The following is an 18824-nucleotide window of genomic DNA, read 5'->3' on the forward strand; positions in this document are numbered from 1 at the left end:
TGTCCGCATCCCGCGCGTCCGAAGTTTGCCTCCCGGCGGTCAGGATTTCGACACGGTCGCCTTGTTGATGACGACCGTCGCGTTCGGGGCGCCATCGCCCTGGCCGGTGCTCTCGCCGGCGTCGGCAATCTTCTTGAGCACCTTCATCCCGGAATCGGAAATGGTCCCGAACGGTGTGTAGTCGGGCGGGAGCTGACTGTCCTGGTAGACCAGGAAGAACTGGCTGCCGCCGCTGTCCCGGCCCGTCTTCTTCTCGGCGCTGTACCGGTTGGCCATCGCGACCGTGCCCGCCGGATAGACGTTCCCCTTCAGACGCTTGTCCTTGAGGTTCTCGTCCGGGATCGAGTAGCCGGGGTCGCCCTCGCCGGTGCCCTTCGGGTCGCCGCACTGCAGGACGTAGATGCCGCCCGCGGTCAGCCGGTGGCACTTGGTGTGGTCGAGGTAGCCCTTCTTCGCCAGGAAGTCGAAGGAGTTGACCGTGTGCGGGGCCTTGGCCGCCGACAGGTTCAGGTCGATGTCGCCGCAGGTGGTGGCGAGCTTCATCGTGTAGTCGGCCGACTTGTCGACCGTGAGCTTCGGTTCCTTCTTGAAGCTGAGCGGCTTCACCTTGCCGCCCGCGGGCTTCTCGCAGGGGTCCGCCTTGGTGGTGGGGCCCGCGTTCGCCTCGTCGTTCGTCTTGCCGTCGTCGTCGAAGGCTCCCGCCGCGTACGACACCGCGCCGCCCGCCAGGATCACCGCGAGCGCCGAGGCGACCACCGCGTTGCGCATCCGCGCCCTGCGCCGCGCGGCCTCCCGGCGCTGCTGCTGCCGCAAGAACTTCTCCCGGGCGAGCTGACGCCGCCGCTGATCGTTGCTGACCACCGGGTGATCTCTCCTCTGCGTGGATGACCGCTTCTGTTAGCCCCGTACCGTATATGGGTTAGCTGTGGAATCGGGAGCGCCGGTAGGCTCTGATCTGCCGCGATCCCGCGCGGTCACCTCCGCCGCACTACGAACGAAGGACGATCGTGCTCATTGCCGGGTTTCCCGCCGGGGCCTGGGGCACCAACTGCTACTTGGTCGCCCCCGCCGCAGGCGAGGAGTGCGTGATCATCGACCCGGGCCACCAGGCCGCCGAGGGAGTCGAGGACGCGCTCAAGAAGCATCGGCTCAAGCCCGTCGCGGTCGTCCTCACCCATGGCCACATCGACCACGTCGCCTCGGTCGTCCCGGTCTGCGGGGCGCACGACGTGCCCGCGTGGATCCACCCCGAGGACCGGTACATGATGAGCGACCCGGAGAAGGCCATCGGCCGCTCCCTCGGGGCGCAGCTGCTCGGCGAACTGACCGTGGGGGAGCCCTCCGACGTCAAGGAGCTGGCCGACGGCGCTCGGTTGAAGCTCGCCGGTCTGGACTTCTCCGTCGCACACGCGCCGGGGCATACGAAGGGGTCGGTGACGTTCCAGTTGCCCGAGACCGGGGAAGTCCCCTCGGTGTTCTTCTCGGGCGACCTGCTCTTCGCCGGCTCCATCGGCCGCACCGACATGCCCGGCGGATCACAGGCCGACATGTTCGAGTCGCTGGCGCGTGTGTGCCTGCCGCTCGACGACTCGACCGTGGTCCTGCCCGGTCACAACGAGCACACGACCATCGGCCGTGAGCGCGCCACCAACCCGTATCTGCGCCAGGTGGCCGCCGGCCCGGGAGCCGACGCTCCCCGACGAGGAATGTGACGAGAGAAAACCCGTGAGCACCTTCAAGGCCCCCAAGGGCACCTACGACCTCCTGCCGCCGGACTCCGCGAAGTACCTGACGGTGCGCGAGGCCATCTCCGCGCCCCTGAAGAACTCCGGCTACGGCTACGTCGAGACGCCCGGCTTCGAGAACGTCGAGCTGTTCTCGCGCGGCGTCGGCGAGTCCACCGACATCGTCTCCAAGGAGATGTACGCCTTCGAGACCAAGGGCGGCGACCAGCTCGCCCTGCGCCCCGAGGGCACCGCCTCCGTGCTGCGCGCGGCCCTGGAGGCCAACCTGCACAAGGCGGGCAACCTCCCGGTCAAGCTCTGGTACTCCGGCTCGTACTACCGCTACGAGCGGCCGCAGAAGGGCCGCTACCGCCACTTCTCGCAGGTCGGTGCCGAGGCGATCGGCGCCGAGGACCCGGCTCTGGACGCCGAGTTGATCATCCTCGCCGACCAGGCGTACCGCGCGCTCGGCCTGCGGCAGTTCCGCATCCTGCTGAACTCGCTCGGCGACAAGGAGTGCCGCCCCGTCTACCGCGCCGCGCTGCAGGACTTCCTGCGCGAGCTCGACCTGGACGAGGAGACACGTCGACGTATCGACATCAACCCGCTGCGGGTCCTCGACGACAAGCGTGCCGACGTCCAGAAGCAGCTGGTCGGCGCCCCGATGCTGCGCGACTACCTGTGCGACGCCTGCCAGGCGTACCACAAGGAGGTCCGCGAGCTGATCACGGCGGCGGGCGTGGCCTTCGAGGACGACGAGAAGCTGGTCCGCGGCCTGGACTACTACACCCGCACGACCTTCGAGTTCGTCCACGACGGCCTCGGCTCGCAGTCCGCGGTCGGCGGCGGCGGTCGCTACGACGGCCTGTCCGAGATGATCGGCGGCCCCTCGCTGCCGTCGGTCGGCTGGGCGCTCGGCGTGGACCGCACGGTCCTGGCCCTGGAGGCGGAGGGCGTGGAGCTCGAACTGCCCTCGGCGACCAGTGTGTTCGCGGTGCCGCTGGGCGACGAGGCGCGCCGGGTGCTGTTCTCCAAGGTGACGGAGCTGCGCAAGGCGGGCGTCGCGGCGGACTTCTCGTACGGCGGCAAGGGGCTCAAGGGAGCCATGAAGAACGCGAACCGTTCGGGCGCCCGGTACACCGTCGTCGCCGGTGAGCGGGATCTCGCCGAGGGCGTCGTGCAGCTGAAGGACATGGAGTCCGGGGAGCAGGCCGCGGTCGCGGTGGACGAGATCGTGGCGGTCCTGAAGGGCAAGCTGGCCTGAGTGCCTCAGGGGCGCGGGGAACCGCGCGACCAGCCACGACGCGGCCGCAGCTGAGAACGGTCGATGGGCTCCGGGTGCGAAACCGCACCCGGGGCCCATCACTGTTCCAGCAGGCCGAAGCGCATGGCGCTGGTGACCGCCGCGGTCCGGTCGTCGACCCCCAGCTTCCCGAAAACCCGCAGCAGATGCGTCTTCACCGTCGACTCGGCGACATGCAGCCGCCGCCCGATCTCCGCGTTCGTGCACCCGTCGGCGACCAGCCGCAGCACCGCGGTCTCCCGCTCGGAGAGCCGGGGCCGCTCCGGACGTATCCGCAGCTGGTCCACCAGGCGCGCCGCCACCGAGGGCGCGAGCACCGTCTCCCCGCGAGCGGCGGCCCGCACCGCTTCGGCCAGTTCACCCCGCGCCAGGTCCTTGAGCAGATAACCCGCCGCGCCCGCTTCCACGGCCCGCAGGATGTCGCGGTCCGTCTCGTACGTGGTGAGCACGATGACCCGGCAGGAGAGCCCGGCCGCAGCCATCCGCTCGATCGAGTCGGCTCCGCCGCCGCCCGGCATCCGCAGGTCCATCAGGACGATGTCCGGCCGCAGTTCGGCGGCGAGCGCCTCAGCCCGTGGCCCGCTGGACGCCTCCCCGACGACCTCCAGGTCCGGCTCGGCGTTCAGCATGGCGCGCAGCCCTTCGCGTACGACGGGATGGTCGTCCGCCAGCACGATGCGGATCACGGGGCGTTCCTCTCGGGGGACGGAAGCTCGGGGATCGGAAGCAGGACGGTGACGGTCGTGCCGTCGCCGGTGCCGCTCGCCACCTCGGCGGTGCCGCTGACCTCGGCGGCCCGCGCGCGCAGCCCTCGCAGGCCGTATCCGGGGTGTGGCAGTCCGGGGTCGAAGCCGCAGCCCGTGTCCCGTACCGCCAGGGCGAGCGAGCCCCGGGTGTAGTCCAGGGCGACACTCGCCGAGGCGTCCGGCCCCGCGTGCCTGCGGACGTTGGTGAGAGCTTCCTGGCAGGCGCGCAGGGCCACCACCTCGATGCCGGCCGGCAGCGGGCGCACGTCACCCCGCACCCGGACCTCGGCCTCGTGCCGGGCCGCCAGGCGCCGCAGGGCGTCAGGGAGCGAACCGCCGTTCAGGTCGGCGGGCGCGCCGCCCGCGACCAGGGCCCGCGCCTCCGCGAGGTTCTGCCGGGCCGTGGACTCCATCAGCGCCAGGTGGCGGCGGGCGGCGGACACGTCATCACGCCCCAGCTCCGCGTCGACGGCCTGGATCAGCATGAGGACGCTGGTGAAGCCCTGCGCCAGGGTGTCGTGGATCTCGCGCGACATGCGCTCGCGCTCGGTGAGGGCGCCGCGCTCGGCGGAGAGGCGGGCCACTTCCTCGCGGCTCGCCTCCAACTCGGCGATGAGATCGGCTCGTTCGACGCTCTGCTCGATGATGCGGACGGTCCAGCTGCCCATCGCCACCGAGAAGACCAGCGTCACCACGGCGAAGACCGAGTTGTAGAAGACGTCCTGGGAAGAGGGCCGCCAGAGCACGGCCCAGCCCGCCACGGGCGCGATGTTGATGACCGTGACCGCCACGAGCGCCCGACGCATCCGCAGGCAGATGAAGCACATCGGGATGATCGCGAAGGACATCAGCCGGGTCTGGCCGACCAGCACCCCCGGCGCCAGGAACAGCACGATCGTGCCCGTCACGAAGAGGAGCGCCCGCCGTTCGTCGGTGCCCTCCTCGACCAGGACGCAGCGGCCGAACCACACGTACCAAGGGACGAGGAGCAGCAGCAGCCCCGCCGTGGTGAGCCGCACGGGCCACCCCGGCTCCGCCGTGCCGAGCACGAAGACCAGGGTGGCCAGCCACACCACCGCGAAGTACGTGTCCCAGATACGGAAGGTGCGCTGCCAGATGTTCGAGTCATGCGGCCCGGCGGGCTCGCTCATCCGTCGCGCCGGTTCTTCCAGCGGAAGGTCAGCAGACACAGCACCAATCCTCCGACGCACCAGGCGCCGAGCACCAGAGCGATGCGGCCGTACTCCCAACTGCCCGCCTGTTCGAGGACGCTCGCGGATTCGGGCAGGAACACCCCGCGGAAGCCCTGGCACATCCACTTCAGCGGGAAGAGCGCGCTGATGTTCAGCATCCAGTCGGGGAGCGTGTCGATGGCGATGTAGACGCCCGAGATGAACTGCAGCACCAGGAAGGGGAGTACGACCACGGACGGCGCGCTGCGCCCGGACTTCGGGACGCTGCTGATCGCGATGCCGAGGAGCGCGCAGCCGGTGAGGCCGAGCACGAAGATCCAGCCGAAGGTAAGCCACTTGTCCGCGGTCGTCGGCAGCTCGACGTCGAAGAGCGTCACGCCGACGACCAGTAGGGCCACGGTCTCCAGGAGACCGGTGACCAGGACGAGCCAGATCTTGCCGAGGAAGTACGCGGCCGGCGGCATCGGGGTCCCGCGCAGGCGCCGCAGGATCTTCTCGTCGCGCTCGATCGCGATGGAGATGCCGAGCGACTGGAAGCTGGTGGACATGATGCCCGCGGCGATCATCGCGGCCACGTAGAGCTGCGACGCCGTGATGCCCGCGCCCTCCACGTCGTCGCTGAAGATCGACGCGAAGAGGAAGAGGAAGACGACGGGGAAGGCGAAGGTGAAGATCACCTGCTCGCGCAGCCGGAAGAACTGCCGCAGCTCCATCGCGCCGTGGGCGAGCCCGAGCCCCCAGGCGGAGGGCAGGCGCGGCCGGGCCTGCTCGGAGCGGCGTACGTCGGTGGCGGGCGCGGTCGATGTCATCGCGTGGCCTCCTGGCCGGTGAGTCGCAGGTAGACGTCCTCCAGGGAGGGGCGGCCGATGCGCAGCCCCGGGATCTCTCCGTCGAAGCGGTCCATCAGCTGGGCGACGGTCCGCGTCGGGGTCCGGGTGCGCTCCATGCGCGGGGTCCCGTCCGGGTCGGCCCACTCGACGACGGCCTCGGTGCCGTGCTGCCCGCGCAGGGCCGTGGGCTCGCCCTCGGCCACCACCCGGCCGCCGGCGATCACCGCGAGCCGGTGCGCGAGCGCCTCCGCCTCTTCCAGGTAGTGCGTGGTGAGCAGGATCGTCGTGCCCTCGTCGGCGAGGCCGCGGATCAGGCTCCAGAACTGCCGCCGCGCGGCCGGGTCGAAGCCCGTCGTCGGCTCGTCGAGGAGCAGGAGCGCGGGGTCGCCGATGACGCCGAGCGCCACGTCCAGGCGGCGGCGCTGGCCTCCGGAGAGGCTCTTGATGCGGCTCGCGGCCTTCTCCTCCAGGCCGACGAGCGCGATGACGTCCTCGGGGTCACGCGGCTTCGGGTAGTAGCGGGCGAACTGACGTACTGTCTCGCGCACCGTCAGCTCGACGGGCGCCGACTCGTCCTGCCAGACCACACCGACGCGTGAGCGCCAGGTGCGTCCGGCGGACGCGGGGTCGACGCCGAGCACGGCGACATCGCCGCCGTCCCGCGCGCGATGGCCCTGCAGGATCTCCACCGTGGTGCTCTTGCCCGCGCCGTTGGGGCCGAGGATGCCGAAGACCTCCCCGTGCCGGACGGCCAGGTCGATGCCGTCCACGGCGGCCACCTCGCCGTAGCGCTTGCGCAGTCCCCGCACGTCCACCGCGAGTTCGCCCGTGGCCGCGGTCGTGCCGTCGTATGTCGTCATGCCGTCGAGCGTCGTGGCGAACCGAACGCTCCGGGACCTCCGTGCGTACCTCCTTATGTCCATCGAACGGTGGACACCCGCGCGCGTGCGGCACAATGTCCCTGCCCCCAGGCCCCCCAAGCGACGGAACGGCGTGATGAGCAAGACGACCCCGGCAAGCGGAAGCCGCCCCTCCCAGCAGGATCACGACCACGGGGGAAGGGACGCGGACGCGCCACGCAGTGTCGGCGGGAGCCGTGCGTTCGCGCTGCTCCTGGTGATCACGGGCGCCGCCGGGCTGCTCGCGGCCTGGGTCATCACGCTGGACAAGTTCAAGCTGCTCGAGGACCCGGACTTCACGCCCGGCTGCAGCCTCAATCCGGTGGTCTCCTGCGGCAACATCATGAAGAGCGAGCAGGCCTCGGTCTTCGGGTTCCCGAACCCGATGCTGGGCATCGCCGCCTACGCGGTCGTGATCTGTGTCGGCATGAGCCTTCTCGGCCGTGCGCGCTTCCCCCGCTGGTACTACCTGACGCTGAACGCGGGCACGCTGTTCGGGGTGGGTTTCTGCACCTGGCTGCAGTACCAGTCCCTCTACGAGATCAACTCGCTGTGCCTGTGGTGCTGCCTGGCCTGGGTCGCCACGATCGTCATGTTCTGGTACGTGACGTCGTTCAACGTCCGCAACGGCTTCCTGCCCGCGCCCTCCTGGCTGCGCACGTTCTTCGGCGAGTTCACCTGGGTGCTCCCGGTGCTGCACGTCGGCATCATCGGCATGCTGATCCTCACGCGCTGGTGGGAGTTCTGGACCAGCTGACGGAAAGCGCCGGCCGGACAGCGCCGACGGCGTTGTCAGTGGGCTGACGTAGGGTTCGATCCGTGGAGCCCGACCTGTTCACCGCAGCCGCCGAGGACCGCCAGGAGAAGGACCCTTCGACAAGTCCCCTGGCCGTCCGGATGCGCCCGCGCACCCTGGAAGAAGTCGTCGGTCAGCAGCATCTGCTGAAGCAGGGCTCACCCCTGCGCAGGCTGGTCGGCGAGGGCGGGGGAGGACCGGCGGGGCCGTCGTCGGTGTTCCTGTGGGGTCCGCCCGGCATCGGCAAGACGACCCTTGCGTACGTGGTCTCCAAGGCCACCAACAAGCGCTTCGTGGAGCTCTCCGCGATCACCGCGGGCGTGAAGGAAGTCCGCGCGGTGATCGAGGGCGCCCGCAGGGCCATGGGCGGCCACGGCAAGGAGACCGTCCTCTTCCTGGACGAGATCCACCGCTTCAGCAAGGCGCAGCAGGACTCCCTGCTGCCGGCCGTCGAGAACCGCTGGGTGACGCTGATCGCGGCGACGACGGAGAACCCGTACTTCTCGATCATCTCCCCGCTCCTGTCCCGCTCCCTGCTCCTCACGCTCGAACCCCTCACGGACGACGACCTGCGCGGTCTGCTGCGCCGGGCGCTCACCGAGGAGCGGGGCCTGGGCGGTGCGGTCGAGCTGCCCGAGGACACCGAGGAGCACCTGCTGCGGATCTCCGGCGGCGACGCCCGGCGCGCGCTCACCGCCCTGGAGGCGGGCGCCGGCTCGGCCCTCGCCAAGGGGGAGAAGGAGATCACCCTCCAGACCCTGGAGGAGTCCGTCGACCGGGCGGCCGTGAAGTACGACCGTGACGGCGACCAGCACTACGACGTCGCGAGCGCCCTGATCAAGTCCATCCGCGGCTCGGACGTGGACGCGGCCCTGCACTACCTGGCCCGGATGATCGAGGCGGGCGAGGACCCCCGCTTCATCGCCCGGCGCCTGATGATCTCCGCGAGCGAGGACATCGGCCTCGCCGACCCCACGGCGCTGCCCACGGCGGTCGCCGCCGCCCAGGCCGTCGCCATGATCGGCTTCCCGGAGGCCGCGCTCACCCTCAGCCACGCGACGATCGCCCTCGCCCTGGCCCCGAAGTCGAACGCCGCCACGATCGCCATCCAGTCCGCCCAGGCAGACGTCCGCGCGGGCCTCGCCGGCCCCGTCCCGCCCCACCTGCGCGACGGGCACTACAAGGGAGCGGCCAAGCTCGGCCACGCCCAGGGCTACGTCTATCCGCACGACGTGCCGGGCGCGATCGCCGCCCAGCAGTACGCACCGGACACCGTCGCCGCCAAGCGTTACTACCAACCCACGCGCTATGGAGCCGAGGCTCGGTACGCGGACGTGGTCGAGCGGGTGCGCGAGCGGCTCAAGGGCGAGTAGCCCCGGGCAGCCGCTGCCCGCGGCTGAGGCACCCCCCGTCACCCGGTACACTTGCCCGAAGTGCTGCGTCCCGTGTCCGGTCTCGTACCGGCACCACCAGAACGGGACATCCAGCCGGAGCCCCGGACCTCACCGTCCAGGGATCTCCAGGAGCGTCGCGCACCGTCGAAGGTGTCGCGGGCAGCCCACCACCATCTCGTACTCCGGGAAGCGGTCGGTGGGCCACTCGCGTGCTGCACATAGTGCCCAGACCAGGGAGCGGCTGCCCGCCGGATCCAGAACCACCGGATCCGATGGGTTTCCCAGGCTGCGGATGCGACCTCCCCTAACCCTGGTGAAGCCGATTTCACAATGAACAGAGAGGTTGGTTCATGCCGAACCAGTCCCGCCCCAAGGTCAAGAAGTCGCGTGCCCTCGGCATCGCGCTGACCCCGAAGGCCGTCAAGTACTTCGAGGCCCGCCCCTACCCGCCGGGCGAGCACGGCCGTGGGCGCAAGCAGAACTCGGACTACAAGGTCCGTCTGCTCGAGAAGCAGCGTCTGCGCGCGCAGTACGACATCAGCGAGAAGCAGATGGCCCGTGCCTACGACCGCGCCAAGAAGGCCGAAGGCAAGACCGGCGAGGCCCTGGTCATCGAGCTCGAGCGCCGTCTCGACGCCCTGATCCTGCGTTCGGGCATCGCCCGCACGATCTACCAGGCCCGTCAGATGGTCAGCCACGGCCACATCGAGGTCAACGGCGGCAAGGTCGACAAGCCGTCGTTCCGCGTCCGTCCCGACGACGTCGTGATGGTCCGCGAGCGCAGCCGCGAGAAGCCGCTGTTCCAGGTCTCCCGTGAGGGCGGCTTCGCCCCCGACGGCGAGATCCCGCGTTACCTCCAGGTCAACCTGAAGGCCCTGGCCTTCCGTCTGGACCGTGACCCGAACCGCAAGGAGATCCCCGTGATCTGCGACGAGCAGCTCGTCGTCGAGTACTACGCCCGCTGACCCGGACGTAGCTCTCCCTGCTTCAGCCCGTCGCCCGCCCTCCCTTCGTGGTGGGGCAGGCGGCGGGTTCTTGCGTGGTCCGTGGGGCCGGTGCCCAGGGCCCGTGACACCGCCGCGTCCGGGGCGAGCCGGGTCCCGACGGCCACGCACTCCTCGTACCGCGCGTCGCCCAGCTGCTCGCGGGCCTGCGACTCGCACAGCGCGTGCGGCCCGCCGAAGTTCCCGGAGCCGAACAGCGGGAGACCCACCGAGGACCAGATGCGGGACGCGGCGCCCTGCAACACCGCGGCCTCGGCCGGATCGCCGTCCGCCACGGTGAACAGCGCGAGCAGCTCGATCGCGAGGACCGTGCCGAGCAGATCGTGGAAGGCGTGGTCCAGGGCCAGGCACCGCATCACCAGGTCACGGGCCGTCGCCGCCTCACCGCGTGTCCACGCCGCGAAACCGAGGACATAGAGGGCGTACGCGAGAGTCCACCGCTCGCCGTGGTCCTCGCAGACCTGGCGCACGTCCTCGCAGAGCTCCACCGCGTCGGCCAGCTCCCCGCGGAAGGCGAGGGCCATCGCCAGCTCGACCTGGCCCATCAGGACGTTGCTGTTGAGCTCGCCGATCTCGCGGTACTGCTCAAGGGCCGAGCGCAGCAGGGTCTCGGCGCGCGGCATGTCGTCGTTGAGGAGCGCCAGGCAGCCGATGCGGTGCACCGCGTACGCCGCCGCGATGGCGCTGCCGGTACGTTCCGCCTCGTCCTTGCACTCCTGGAGCGCCGCGAGCGCCGCGACCGTGTCGCCCTGCAGCACCGCGACGTAACCGAGCACCCACAGCGCCTTGAGACGGGAGTCGTCGTGGCCGCCGTCCAGCTCGAGTGCGCGGTCGAGCCAGTGCCGCCCCTCCGCGAGCCGCCCGCAGCCCACCCAGTAGAACCACAGGCTGCCCGCCAGATACTGGCCCAGATGCGTCTCGTCCGGCTCGGTCAGGCAGTACTCCAGGGCGCCCCGCAGATTGGGCAGTTCGCAGTCGACGAGCTCGGCGACCCGCGCCTGACGGGGTGAGAACCAGTCCAGCTCGCACCAGGTGGCAAGGCCCATGTACCAGTCGCGGTGCCGGCGCCGCATGCGCGCGGCGTCGCCGGTCGCCTCCAACCAGCCGGCGCCGTACGCCCGGACCGTGTCGAGCATGCGGTAGCGGACACCCGTCGGGCCTTCCTCGCGGGTCACGACGGACTGCGCGAGCAGCTCGCCGAGCACGTCGAGGACGTCGTCCGCGTGCAGGCCGTCACCGCTGCAGATGTACTCGGCCGCCTCCAGGTCGAAGGGACCGCAGAACACCGAGAGGCGTGCCCACAGCAGACGCTCGCCCGCCGTGCACAGCTCATGACTCCAGCCGATGGCCGTGCGCAGGGTCTGGTGCCGTGGCGGCACGTCGCGCCGCGTGCCGGTCAGCAGCGCGAAGCGGTCGTCGAGCCGGGCGAGCAGCTGCGCGGGCGAGAGCGCCCGCAGCCGCCCCGCCGCCAGCTCCACCGCCAGCGGAATCCCGTCGAGGCGTCGGCAGAGCTCCGCCACGTCGGCTTCGTTCCCCTCGTCCAGGGTGAAGCCGGGGAGCCCCGACGCCGCCCGGTCGGCGAACAGCGCGGCGGCGTCCTGGGTGGCCAGCGGCGCGAGGGGGAAGATCCGCTCGCCCCCGGTGTCCAGCGGCCTGCGCCCCACCGCGAGGACCCGGAGCCCGGGGGAGTGGTGCAGCAGGTCCCCGACCAGCGACGCGCACGCCTCCACCAGGTGCTCGAACCCGTCGACGACGAGGAGGACTTCCCGCTCCGCGAGGTGGTCGAGCAGTGACTTGCGCGGCGTGCGGCGGCTGTGATCGGTCAGGCTCAGCGCGTCGGCGACCGCGTGTTCGACCAGATCCGGGTCCCGGACCCCGGCGAGCTCCACCAGCCAGGCGCCGTCCCGCGGATCGGCGCCGGAGGCGGCCCGGACGGCCAGGCGGGACTTGCCGACGCCGCCGACACCGGTCACCGTGACCAGCCGCGCCGACTCCAACGCGGCGGCGAGCGCGGTGAGTTCGGCGGTGCGTCCGACGAAGGCGTTGAGCTCCAGGGGGAGGTTCCCCGGTCTCGGGGGCTGTGTGGGGGAGCTGCGCCGGTGGTCGCCCGTGCGCTGATCGCGTCGCATGAGATACGGAGCGTACCGATGCGTAAGCAGTCCGTACAATCACTTCAGGTAACTCCCTTGCCCTTGCACGGTAATGCGGTGCGGAGCCTCGGCATCGGCGCGATAGGGTCGGGGGACGACTTTTCGATGTTCAGGGCCGATGATCAGGGAGCGGTGCACAGTGTCCGGTGGAGAGGTGGCCGGGATCCTGGTGGCCGTCTTCTGGGCGATCCTGGTCTCCTTCCTGGCCGTGGCGCTGGTGAGGCTGGCGCAGACGCTCAGGGCGACCACCAAGCTCGTCGCGGAAGTGACCGAGCAGGCCGTCCCGCTCCTCGCGGACGCCTCCGAGGCGGTGCGCTCCGCGCAGACGCAGATCGACCGGGTCGACGCCATCGCGTCGGACGTCCAGGAAGTCACGTCGAACGCGTCGGCGCTCTCCACGACGGTGGCCTCCACCTTCGGCGGGCCCCTCGTCAAGGTCGCGGCCTTCGGTTACGGGGTGCGCAGGGCCCTGGGCCGCAAGGCAGGACCCGAATCCAACAATGTGCCCCCGGCGCCCGCCCGACGTACCGTGATCGTGGGGCGCACGGTGCCCTCCGCGCGGCGGCGGGGCAAGCGGAAGAAGGACTGACGCAGCGATGTTCCGCCGTACGTTCTGGTTCACCGCGGGCGCCGCTGCCGGTGTGTGGGCCACCACCAAGGTCAACCGCAAGATCAAGCAACTGACCCCCGAGAGCCTCGCGGCCCAAGCCGCGAACAAGGCGGTCGAGGCAGGTCACAAGCTCAAGGACTTCGCTCTCGACGTCCGCGACGGCATGGCCCAGCGCGAGGCCGAACTGGGCGAGGCCCTGGGCCTCGAGGCCCCGGTCGACCCCGAACTGCCGGGGCAGCGCCGGGTGGTCGTGGCCGTCGAGAACGGCAAGACCAGCAAGACCGACAAGAACACGCAGGGCAAGTACCTCTCGAAGTCGAAGTACTCGTACAACCGGAATGAGGACCACTGATGGAGTCGGCCGAGATTCGCCGCCGCTGGCTGAGCTTCTTCGAGGAGCGCGGGCACACCGTCGTCCCTTCGGCGTCGCTCATCGCGGACGACCCGACTCTGCTCCTCGTCCCCGCGGGCATGGTGCCCTTCAAGCCCTACTTCCTGGGTGAGGTCAAGCCGCAGTTCTCGCGCGCCACGAGCGTGCAGAAGTGCGTGCGCACGCCCGACATCGAAGAGGTCGGCAAGACCACGCGGCACGGCACGTTCTTCCAGATGTGCGGCAACTTCTCCTTCGGCGACTACTTCAAGGAAGGCGCCATCACGTACGCCTGGGAGCTGCTCACCAGCTCCGTGGCGGACGGTGGCTTCGGCCTCGACCCCGAGCGCCTGTGGGTGACGGTCTACCTCGACGACGACGAGGCCGAGACCATCTGGCGCGAGAAGGTGGGCGTCCCCGCCGAGCGCATCCAGCGCCTGGGCAAGAAGGACAACTACTGGTCCATGGGCGTCCCCGGACCCTGTGGCCCCTGCTCCGAGATCAACTACGACCGCGGCCCCGAGTTCGGCGTCGAGGGCGGCCCGGCCGTCAACGACGAGCGGTACGTGGAGATCTGGAACCTGGTCTTCATGCAGTACGAGCGCGGCGAGGGCACCTCGAAGGAGGACTTCGAGATCCTCGGCGACCTGCCCAGCCAGAACATCGACACCGGCCTCGGTCTCGAACGCCTCGCGATGATCCTGCAGGGCGTGCAGAACATGTACGAGACCGACACCCTGCGCGTCGTCATGGACAAGGCCACCGAGCTGACCGGCGTGCGGTACGGCGCCGAGCAGGGCTCGGACGTCTCCCTGCGCGTGGTCGCCGACCACATGCGTACGTCCGTGATGCTCATCGGCGACGGCGTCACGCCGGGCAACGAAGGCCGCGGCTATGTGCTTCGCCGCATCATGCGCCGCGCCATCCGCAACATGCGTCTGATGGGCGCCACCGGCCCGGTCGTGAATGAGCTCGTCGACACGGTCATCAAGTCGATGGGCGAGCAGTACCCCGAGCTGCAGACCGACCGCAAGCGCATCGAGACCGTCGCCCTCGCCGAAGAGGCCGCCTTCCTCAAGGCCCTCAAGGGCGGCACGAACATCCTCGACACCGCCGTCACCGAGACCAAGGCCGCCGGCGGCAAGGTCCTCTCCGGCGACAAGGCGTTCCTGCTGCACGACACGTGGGGCTTCCCGATCGACCTCACCCTGGAGATGGCCGCCGAACAGGGCCTCGCCGTGGACGAGGACGGCTTCCGGCGTCTGATGAAGGAGCAGCGGGAGCGCGCCAAGGCCGACGCCCAGGCCAAGAAGACCGGCCACGCCGATCTGCACGCCTACCGCGAGATTGCCGACAACGCCGGCGCCACGGACTTCACCGGCTACAACCTCACCGAGAACGAGGCCTCGATCGTCGGCCTCCTGGTCAACGGCGTCTCCTCGCCCGCCGCCCGCGAGGGCGACGAGGTCGAGGTCGTCCTCGACCGCACCCCCTTCTACGCCGAGGGCGGCGGCCAGATCGGCGACACCGGCCGGATCCGCCTCGACAACGGCGCGGTCGTCGAGATCCGCGACGTGCAGAAGCCGGTCCCCGGCGTGCACGTCCACAAGGGCGTCGTCCAGGTCGGCGAGATCACCGTCGGCGCACCCGTCTGGGCCTCGATCGACGCGCGCCGCCGCACGGCCATCGCCCGCGCCCACTCCGCCACGCACCTCACGCACCAGGCGCTGCGCGACGCGCTCGGCCCGACGGCCGCCCAGGCGGGTTCCGAGAACCAGCCCGGCCGCTTCCGCTTCGACTTCGGCTCCCCGTCGGCCGTGCCCACGGCCGTCATGACGGACGTCGAGCAGAAGATCAACGAAGTCCTCGCGCACGAGCTCGACGTACAGGCCGAGGTCATGTCGATCGACGAGGCCAAGAAGCAGGGCGCCATCGCCGAGTTCGGCGAGAAGTACGGCGAGCGGGTCCGCGTGGTCACCATCGGTGACTTCTCCAAGGAGCTGTGCGGCGGCACGCACGTCCACAACACCGCCCAGCTGGGCCTGGTGAAGCTGCTCGGCGAGTCGTCCATCGGTTCGGGTGTGCGCCGCATCGAGGCCCTGGTCGGCGTCGACGCGTACAACTTCCTCGCCAAGGAGCACACGGTCGTCGCCCAGCTCCAGGAGCTGATCAAGGGCCGCTCCGAGGAGCTGCCCGAAAAGGTCGCCGCCATGCTCGGCAAGCTCAAGGACGCCGAGAAGGAGATCGACAAGTTCCGCGCGGAGAAGGTCCTCGCGGCCGCCGCCGGACTCGTCGACAGCGCCAAGGACGTACGAGGCGTCGCCCTCGTCACCGGCCAGGTGCCGGACGGCACGGGCGCCGACGACCTGCGCAGGCTGGTCCTCGACGTGCGCGGCCGCATCCAGGGCGACCGCCCGGCCGTGGTGGCCCTCTTCACGACGGCCAACGGCCGCCCGCTGACGGTCATCGCCACGAACGAGGCCGCACGCGAGCGCGGCCTCAAGGCCGGCGACCTCGTCCGTACGGCCGCCAAGACCCTCGGTGGCGGTGGCGGCGGCAAGCCGGACGTCGCCCAGGGCGGCGGTCAGAACGCCGCGGCCATCGGTGACGCCATGGCGGCCGTCGAGCGCCTTGTCGGCGAGACGGCCTGATGGACGACTCTTCTGTGGGCATCCGCCGCGGCAGACGCCTCGCGATCGACGTCGGCGATGCCCGGATCGGGGTCGCCTCGTGCGACCCCGACGGGATCCTCGCCACCCCGGTGGAGACGGTGCCGGGACGCGACGTCCCGGCCGCCCAGCGCCGGTTGAAGCAGCTCGTCGACGAGTACGAACCGATCGAGCTCGTCGTCGGTCTCCCTCGCTCCCTCAACGGGGGCGAGGGCCCGGCGGCTGCCAAGGTCCGCGCCTTCACCCAGGACCTCGCCCGCATGGTCGCCCCCCTTTCGGTGCGGCTCGTGGACGAGAGGATGACCACAGTGACGGCCAGTCAGGGACTGCGCGCCTCGGGCGTGAAGTCCAAAAAGGGCAGGTCTGTCATCGATCAGGCGGCAGCCGTCATCATCCTTCAGCAAGCACTGGAGTCCGAACGGGCGTCAGGTAAAGCTCCGGGCGAGGGCGTCGAAGTGGTCATCTGATCGCGATACGGTAACGTTCCGCGCGATGCGGCGGTGTTCGAACAGCTGCCGCACAGCATCAAGAGGCGGAACGGTTGCCCGAATACTCGGACGGCGGCCCCGCCTCGCGGCTTGTAGGGGATCGATGACTGAGTATGGCCGGGGTCCAGGCTCCGAACCGTGGCATCCCGAGGACCCGTTGTACGGGGACAGCGGATGGGGAGGACAGCAGGCCGCGAGCGGCCAGTCCCCCTACGGCGGCCAGGGGCAGTACCACCCTCAGCAGCATGCCCAGAACCCTCAGCAGCATGCGCAGCAGCCGCAGCAACCCCACCAGGCGCAGTACGACGACTGGAACACGGGCCAGCAGCAGGCCTACGGTCAGCAGCAGTACGGCGGGCCCGCCGGTCAGCAGCAGTACAACGGCGGCTGGGACACCGGCCAGCAGGGCCAGGCCGCCTACACCGCTGACCCGGCGGACCCCTACGGCCACCAGCAGAGCGGCTACGGCGCGGAGAACGCCGACTACTACAGCACCCCGGACGCGTACCCCCCGCCGGAGCCGCCGTCCCGCCGCCGCGGTGAGCCCGAGCCCCAGCAGGACTGGGACCCGGGCCCGGACCAGGGCGAGCACGCCTTCTTCTCGGGCGGCGATGACGACGAGGACGAGTATGACGACGAGCCGCCGGGGCGCCGGGGCGGCCGCGGGGACCGCAAGGGCGGCCGGGGCGGCAAGAAACCGAAGAAGCGCCGCAACGGCTGCGCCTGCCTGGTCGTGACGCTGGTCTTCGCCGGCGGTCTCGGCGGGGTCGGCTATTTCGGCTACCAGTTCTACCAGGACCGATTCGGTACGTCGCCGGACTACGCGGGCGAGGGCTCGGGCCTCGCGACCGTCGACATCCCGAAGGGGGCCGGCGGCTATGTGATCGGCCAGAAGCTGAAGGACGCCGGGGTCGTCAAGAGCGTGGACGCTTTTGTCTCCGCGCAGGCGCAGAATCCCAAGGGCGATTCCATTCAGGACGGTGTCTATGTCCTGAAGAAGCAGATGTCGGCCCAGAGTGCGGTCGAACTGATGCTCAGCCCGAAGAGCCGCAATAACCTCATCATTCCCGAGGGCAAGCGGAACTCGTGGGTCTACAAGCAGATCGACACACGCCTCGAACTCGACAAGGGTACGACCGAGGGCGTCGCCAAGAAGGAATGGAAGTCCCTCGGACTTCCGGACTGGGCGAACACCAACAAGGACATCAAGGACCCGCTGGAAGGCTTCCTCTACCCCTCCAGCTACCCGGTCGCCAAGGGGCAGAAGCCCGCGGACGTCCTGAAGAAGATGGTGGCCCACGCCAACCAGAAGTACGACGAGTTGGGCCTCAAGGCCAAGGCCGCGGAGCTGAAGCTGAAGGACCCGCTCCAGGTGCTCACCGTGGCGAGCCTCGTCCAGGCGGAAGGCAAGTACAAGCACGACTTCGAGAAGGTCGCGACAGTCGTCTACAACCGCCTCAAGCCGAACAACACGGAGACGTACGGACTGCTCGACTTCGACTCCACGGTGAATTACGCCAAGGCCGAAAGCACCCTGGAAACCGGAACGGTCGACGATCTGCGCAAGTTCAACGACCCGTACAACACCTACAAGATCAAGGGCCTGCCTCCCGGGCCGATCGGCAACCCCGGCGACGAGGCGCTCAAGTCGGCGCTGAATCCGGCCAAGGGGAATTGGTACTACTTCGTCTCCATCAACGCGGACACCACCCTGTTCGCCGAGACGAACAAGCAGCATGAGATCAACCGTCAGAAGTACCTCGAGGAACAGAAGAAGAACAAGGGCTGATGAGCACCAAGCGCCGAGCCGCGGTTCTCGGCTCCCCCATCGCCCATTCCCTCTCCCCGGTGCTGCACCGCGCCGCATACGGGGAGCTGGGACTGGTCGACTCGACGTATGACCTTTTCGACGTCGACGAGGCCGCGCTGCCCGGGTTCCTCGAAGGGCTCGGCCCCGAGTGGGCCGGGCTCTCGCTGACGATGCCGCTCAAGCGCGCGGTGATCCCGCTGCTCGACGAGATCAGCGAGACCGCCGCCTCCGTCGAGGCGGTGAACACCGTCGTCTTCACGGAAGACGGCCGCCGCGTCGGCGACAACACCGACATCCCCGGCATGGTCGCCGCCCTGCGGGAACGCGGCATCGAGCAGGTGGAGTCGGCCGCGATCCTCGGCGCGGGCGCCACCGCGTCGTCCGCGCTCGCCGCGCTCGCGCGGATCTGCACCGGCGAGGTCGTCGCGTACGTACGCAGCGAGGCGCGCGCCGCCGAGATGCGGCAGTGGGGCGAGCGACTTGAGGTGGAGGTGCGGACGGCGGACTGGGCGGACGCCGAACAGGCGCTGGACGCTCCGCTGGTGATCGCCACGACCCCGGCGGGTGCCACGGACGCGCTGTCGGCCGCCGTGCCCGAGCGGCCCGCGACCCTCTTCGACGTCCTGTACGACCCGTGGCCCACCGCGCTGGCGGCCCGCTGGTCGATGTACGGCGGAGCCGTGGTGAGCGGACTCGACCTGCTCGTGCACCAGGCGGTGCTGCAGGTCGAGCAGATGACCGGCCGCTCGCCGGCGCCGCTTGCCGCGATGCGCAAGGCAGGGGAACACGCGCTGGCCGCCCGCTAGGGCCTCCGCCGTGCGGGAACGTCCGCTTTCTG

The 18824-nt window shown here is 70.1% G+C and carries 17 protein-coding genes; 11 read left to right on the forward strand and 6 right to left on the reverse strand.

Annotated elements, in window-relative coordinates:
* Positions 1 to 39: 39 nt before the first annotated feature.
* Positions 40 to 861, reverse strand: a complete 822-nt coding sequence (locus tag AB0I66_RS29640) for a peptidylprolyl isomerase (RefSeq protein ID WP_363210999.1) — start codon at positions 859 to 861, stop codon at positions 40 to 42.
* A 146-nt stretch (positions 862 to 1007) separates the two neighbouring features.
* Here AB0I66_RS29640 and AB0I66_RS29645 point away from each other — a divergent pair, with 146 nt between their 5' ends.
* Together AB0I66_RS29645 and hisS are read left to right on the forward strand one after the other, a co-directional pair.
* Positions 1008 to 1712 (forward strand): MBL fold metallo-hydrolase, encoded by a 705-nt coding sequence (locus tag AB0I66_RS29645; RefSeq protein ID WP_363211000.1) that lies wholly within the window; start codon positions 1008 to 1010, stop codon positions 1710 to 1712.
* A gap of 13 nt (positions 1713 to 1725) precedes the next feature.
* Entirely contained in the window at positions 1726 to 2988 is a 1263-nt protein-coding gene (hisS, locus tag AB0I66_RS29650; protein WP_363211001.1) for a histidine--tRNA ligase, read from the forward strand.
* Between the two features lie 98 nt (positions 2989 to 3086).
* On the opposite strand, the gene AB0I66_RS29655 is transcribed toward hisS, so the two are convergent.
* Genes AB0I66_RS29655 through AB0I66_RS29670 form a run of 4 tightly spaced genes read right to left on the reverse strand, consistent with a single transcriptional unit; the run spans position 3087 to position 6656 of the window.
* Positions 3087 to 3713, reverse strand: a complete 627-nt coding sequence (locus AB0I66_RS29655) for a response regulator transcription factor (RefSeq protein WP_363211002.1) — start codon at positions 3711 to 3713, stop codon at positions 3087 to 3089.
* Complete coding sequence (locus AB0I66_RS29660) at positions 3710 to 4924, reverse strand: sensor histidine kinase (protein WP_363211155.1); 1215 nt, start codon at positions 4922 to 4924, stop codon at positions 3710 to 3712. The genes AB0I66_RS29655 and AB0I66_RS29660 overlap by 4 nt, the downstream gene beginning before the upstream one ends.
* Positions 4921 to 5775, reverse strand: a complete 855-nt coding sequence (locus tag AB0I66_RS29665) for an ABC transporter permease (protein WP_363211003.1) — start codon at positions 5773 to 5775, stop codon at positions 4921 to 4923. The genes AB0I66_RS29660 and AB0I66_RS29665 overlap by 4 nt, the downstream gene beginning before the upstream one ends.
* Positions 5772 to 6656: an ABC transporter ATP-binding protein gene (locus tag AB0I66_RS29670; protein WP_363211004.1), complete on the reverse strand. Its 885-nt coding sequence runs from the start codon at positions 6654 to 6656 to the stop codon at positions 5772 to 5774. The genes AB0I66_RS29665 and AB0I66_RS29670 overlap by 4 nt, the downstream gene beginning before the upstream one ends.
* 136 nt (positions 6657 to 6792) lie before the next feature.
* Here AB0I66_RS29670 and AB0I66_RS29675 point away from each other — a divergent pair, with 136 nt between their 5' ends.
* The 3 genes from AB0I66_RS29675 to rpsD all read left to right on the forward strand — a co-directional run bounded on the left by AB0I66_RS29675 (position 6793) and on the right by rpsD (position 9850).
* Positions 6793 to 7452, forward strand: coding sequence for a vitamin K epoxide reductase family protein (locus AB0I66_RS29675; protein WP_363211005.1), 660 nt, complete (start codon positions 6793 to 6795; stop codon positions 7450 to 7452).
* 62 nt (positions 7453 to 7514) lie between these two features.
* Positions 7515 to 8864: a replication-associated recombination protein A gene (locus AB0I66_RS29680; protein WP_363211006.1), complete on the forward strand. Its 1350-nt coding sequence runs from the start codon at positions 7515 to 7517 to the stop codon at positions 8862 to 8864.
* A 371-nt stretch (positions 8865 to 9235) separates the two neighbouring features.
* On the forward strand, positions 9236 to 9850 hold the full coding sequence (gene rpsD, locus AB0I66_RS29685) for a 30S ribosomal protein S4 (protein ID WP_160503779.1): 615 nt from the start codon (positions 9236 to 9238) through the stop codon (positions 9848 to 9850).
* Here the strand turns inward: rpsD and AB0I66_RS29690 are convergent.
* Positions 9838 to 12018: an AAA family ATPase gene (locus AB0I66_RS29690; RefSeq protein WP_363211007.1), complete on the reverse strand. Its 2181-nt coding sequence runs from the start codon at positions 12016 to 12018 to the stop codon at positions 9838 to 9840. The two genes, rpsD and AB0I66_RS29690, sit on opposite strands and share 13 nt — an antisense overlap.
* Before the next feature lie 160 nt (positions 12019 to 12178).
* On the opposite strand from AB0I66_RS29690, the gene AB0I66_RS29695 reads away from it, so the two are divergent.
* The 6 genes from AB0I66_RS29695 to AB0I66_RS29720 all read left to right on the forward strand — a co-directional run bounded on the left by AB0I66_RS29695 (position 12179) and on the right by AB0I66_RS29720 (position 18792).
* Positions 12179 to 12628, forward strand: a complete 450-nt coding sequence (locus tag AB0I66_RS29695; RefSeq protein ID WP_363211008.1) for a DUF948 domain-containing protein — start codon at positions 12179 to 12181, stop codon at positions 12626 to 12628.
* Between the two features lie 7 nt (positions 12629 to 12635).
* Positions 12636 to 13001 (forward strand): DUF6167 family protein, encoded by a 366-nt coding sequence (locus AB0I66_RS29700; RefSeq protein WP_363211009.1) that lies wholly within the window; start codon positions 12636 to 12638, stop codon positions 12999 to 13001.
* On the forward strand, positions 13001 to 15670 hold the full coding sequence (gene alaS, locus AB0I66_RS29705; protein WP_363211010.1) for an alanine--tRNA ligase: 2670 nt from the start codon (positions 13001 to 13003) through the stop codon (positions 15668 to 15670). Before AB0I66_RS29700 ends, alaS begins: the two co-directional genes overlap by 1 nt.
* Positions 15670 to 16155 carry a Holliday junction resolvase RuvX gene (gene ruvX / locus AB0I66_RS29710; RefSeq protein ID WP_363211011.1) on the forward strand — a complete coding sequence of 162 codons (486 nt, stop codon included), beginning with the start codon at positions 15670 to 15672 and terminating at the stop codon, positions 16153 to 16155. Before alaS ends, ruvX begins: the two co-directional genes overlap by 1 nt.
* 124 nt (positions 16156 to 16279) lie before the next feature.
* Positions 16280 to 17965: an endolytic transglycosylase MltG gene (gene mltG / locus AB0I66_RS29715; RefSeq protein WP_363211012.1), complete on the forward strand. Its 1686-nt coding sequence runs from the start codon at positions 16280 to 16282 to the stop codon at positions 17963 to 17965.
* Complete coding sequence (locus tag AB0I66_RS29720) at positions 17965 to 18792, forward strand: shikimate dehydrogenase (RefSeq protein ID WP_363211013.1); 828 nt, start codon at positions 17965 to 17967, stop codon at positions 18790 to 18792. The genes mltG and AB0I66_RS29720 overlap by 1 nt, the downstream gene beginning before the upstream one ends.
* Positions 18793 to 18824: the final 32 nt, after the last annotated feature.

This window comes from Streptomyces sp. NPDC050439, from assembly GCF_040655335.1.
Lineage (GTDB): Bacteria > Actinomycetota > Actinomycetes > Streptomycetales > Streptomycetaceae > Streptomyces.

Bases quoted from the DNA above. Each gene is read 5' to 3' on its own strand.
- AB0I66_RS29675 (WP_363211005.1), top strand. From the start codon at position 6,793: ATGAGCAAGACGACCCCGGCAAGCGGAAGCCGCCCCTCCCAGCAGGAT.
- AB0I66_RS29670 (WP_363211004.1), bottom strand. From the start codon at position 6,656: ATGACGACATACGACGGCACGACCGCGGCCACGGGCGAACTCGCGGTG.
- ruvX (WP_363211011.1), top strand. From the start codon at position 15,670: ATGGACGACTCTTCTGTGGGCATCCGCCGCGGCAGACGCCTCGCGATC.
- AB0I66_RS29700 (WP_363211009.1), top strand. From the start codon at position 12,636: ATGTTCCGCCGTACGTTCTGGTTCACCGCGGGCGCCGCTGCCGGTGTG.
- AB0I66_RS29690 (WP_363211007.1), bottom strand. From the start codon at position 12,018: ATGCGACGCGATCAGCGCACGGGCGACCACCGGCGCAGCTCCCCCACA.
- AB0I66_RS29665 (WP_363211003.1), bottom strand. From the start codon at position 5,775: ATGACATCGACCGCGCCCGCCACCGACGTACGCCGCTCCGAGCAGGCC.
- AB0I66_RS29660 (WP_363211155.1), bottom strand. From the start codon at position 4,924: ATGAGCGAGCCCGCCGGGCCGCATGACTCGAACATCTGGCAGCGCACC.
- rpsD (WP_160503779.1), top strand. From the start codon at position 9,236: ATGCCGAACCAGTCCCGCCCCAAGGTCAAGAAGTCGCGTGCCCTCGGC.
- mltG (WP_363211012.1), top strand. From the start codon at position 16,280: ATGACTGAGTATGGCCGGGGTCCAGGCTCCGAACCGTGGCATCCCGAG.
- AB0I66_RS29720 (WP_363211013.1), top strand. From the start codon at position 17,965: ATGAGCACCAAGCGCCGAGCCGCGGTTCTCGGCTCCCCCATCGCCCAT.
- alaS (WP_363211010.1), top strand. From the start codon at position 13,001: ATGGAGTCGGCCGAGATTCGCCGCCGCTGGCTGAGCTTCTTCGAGGAG.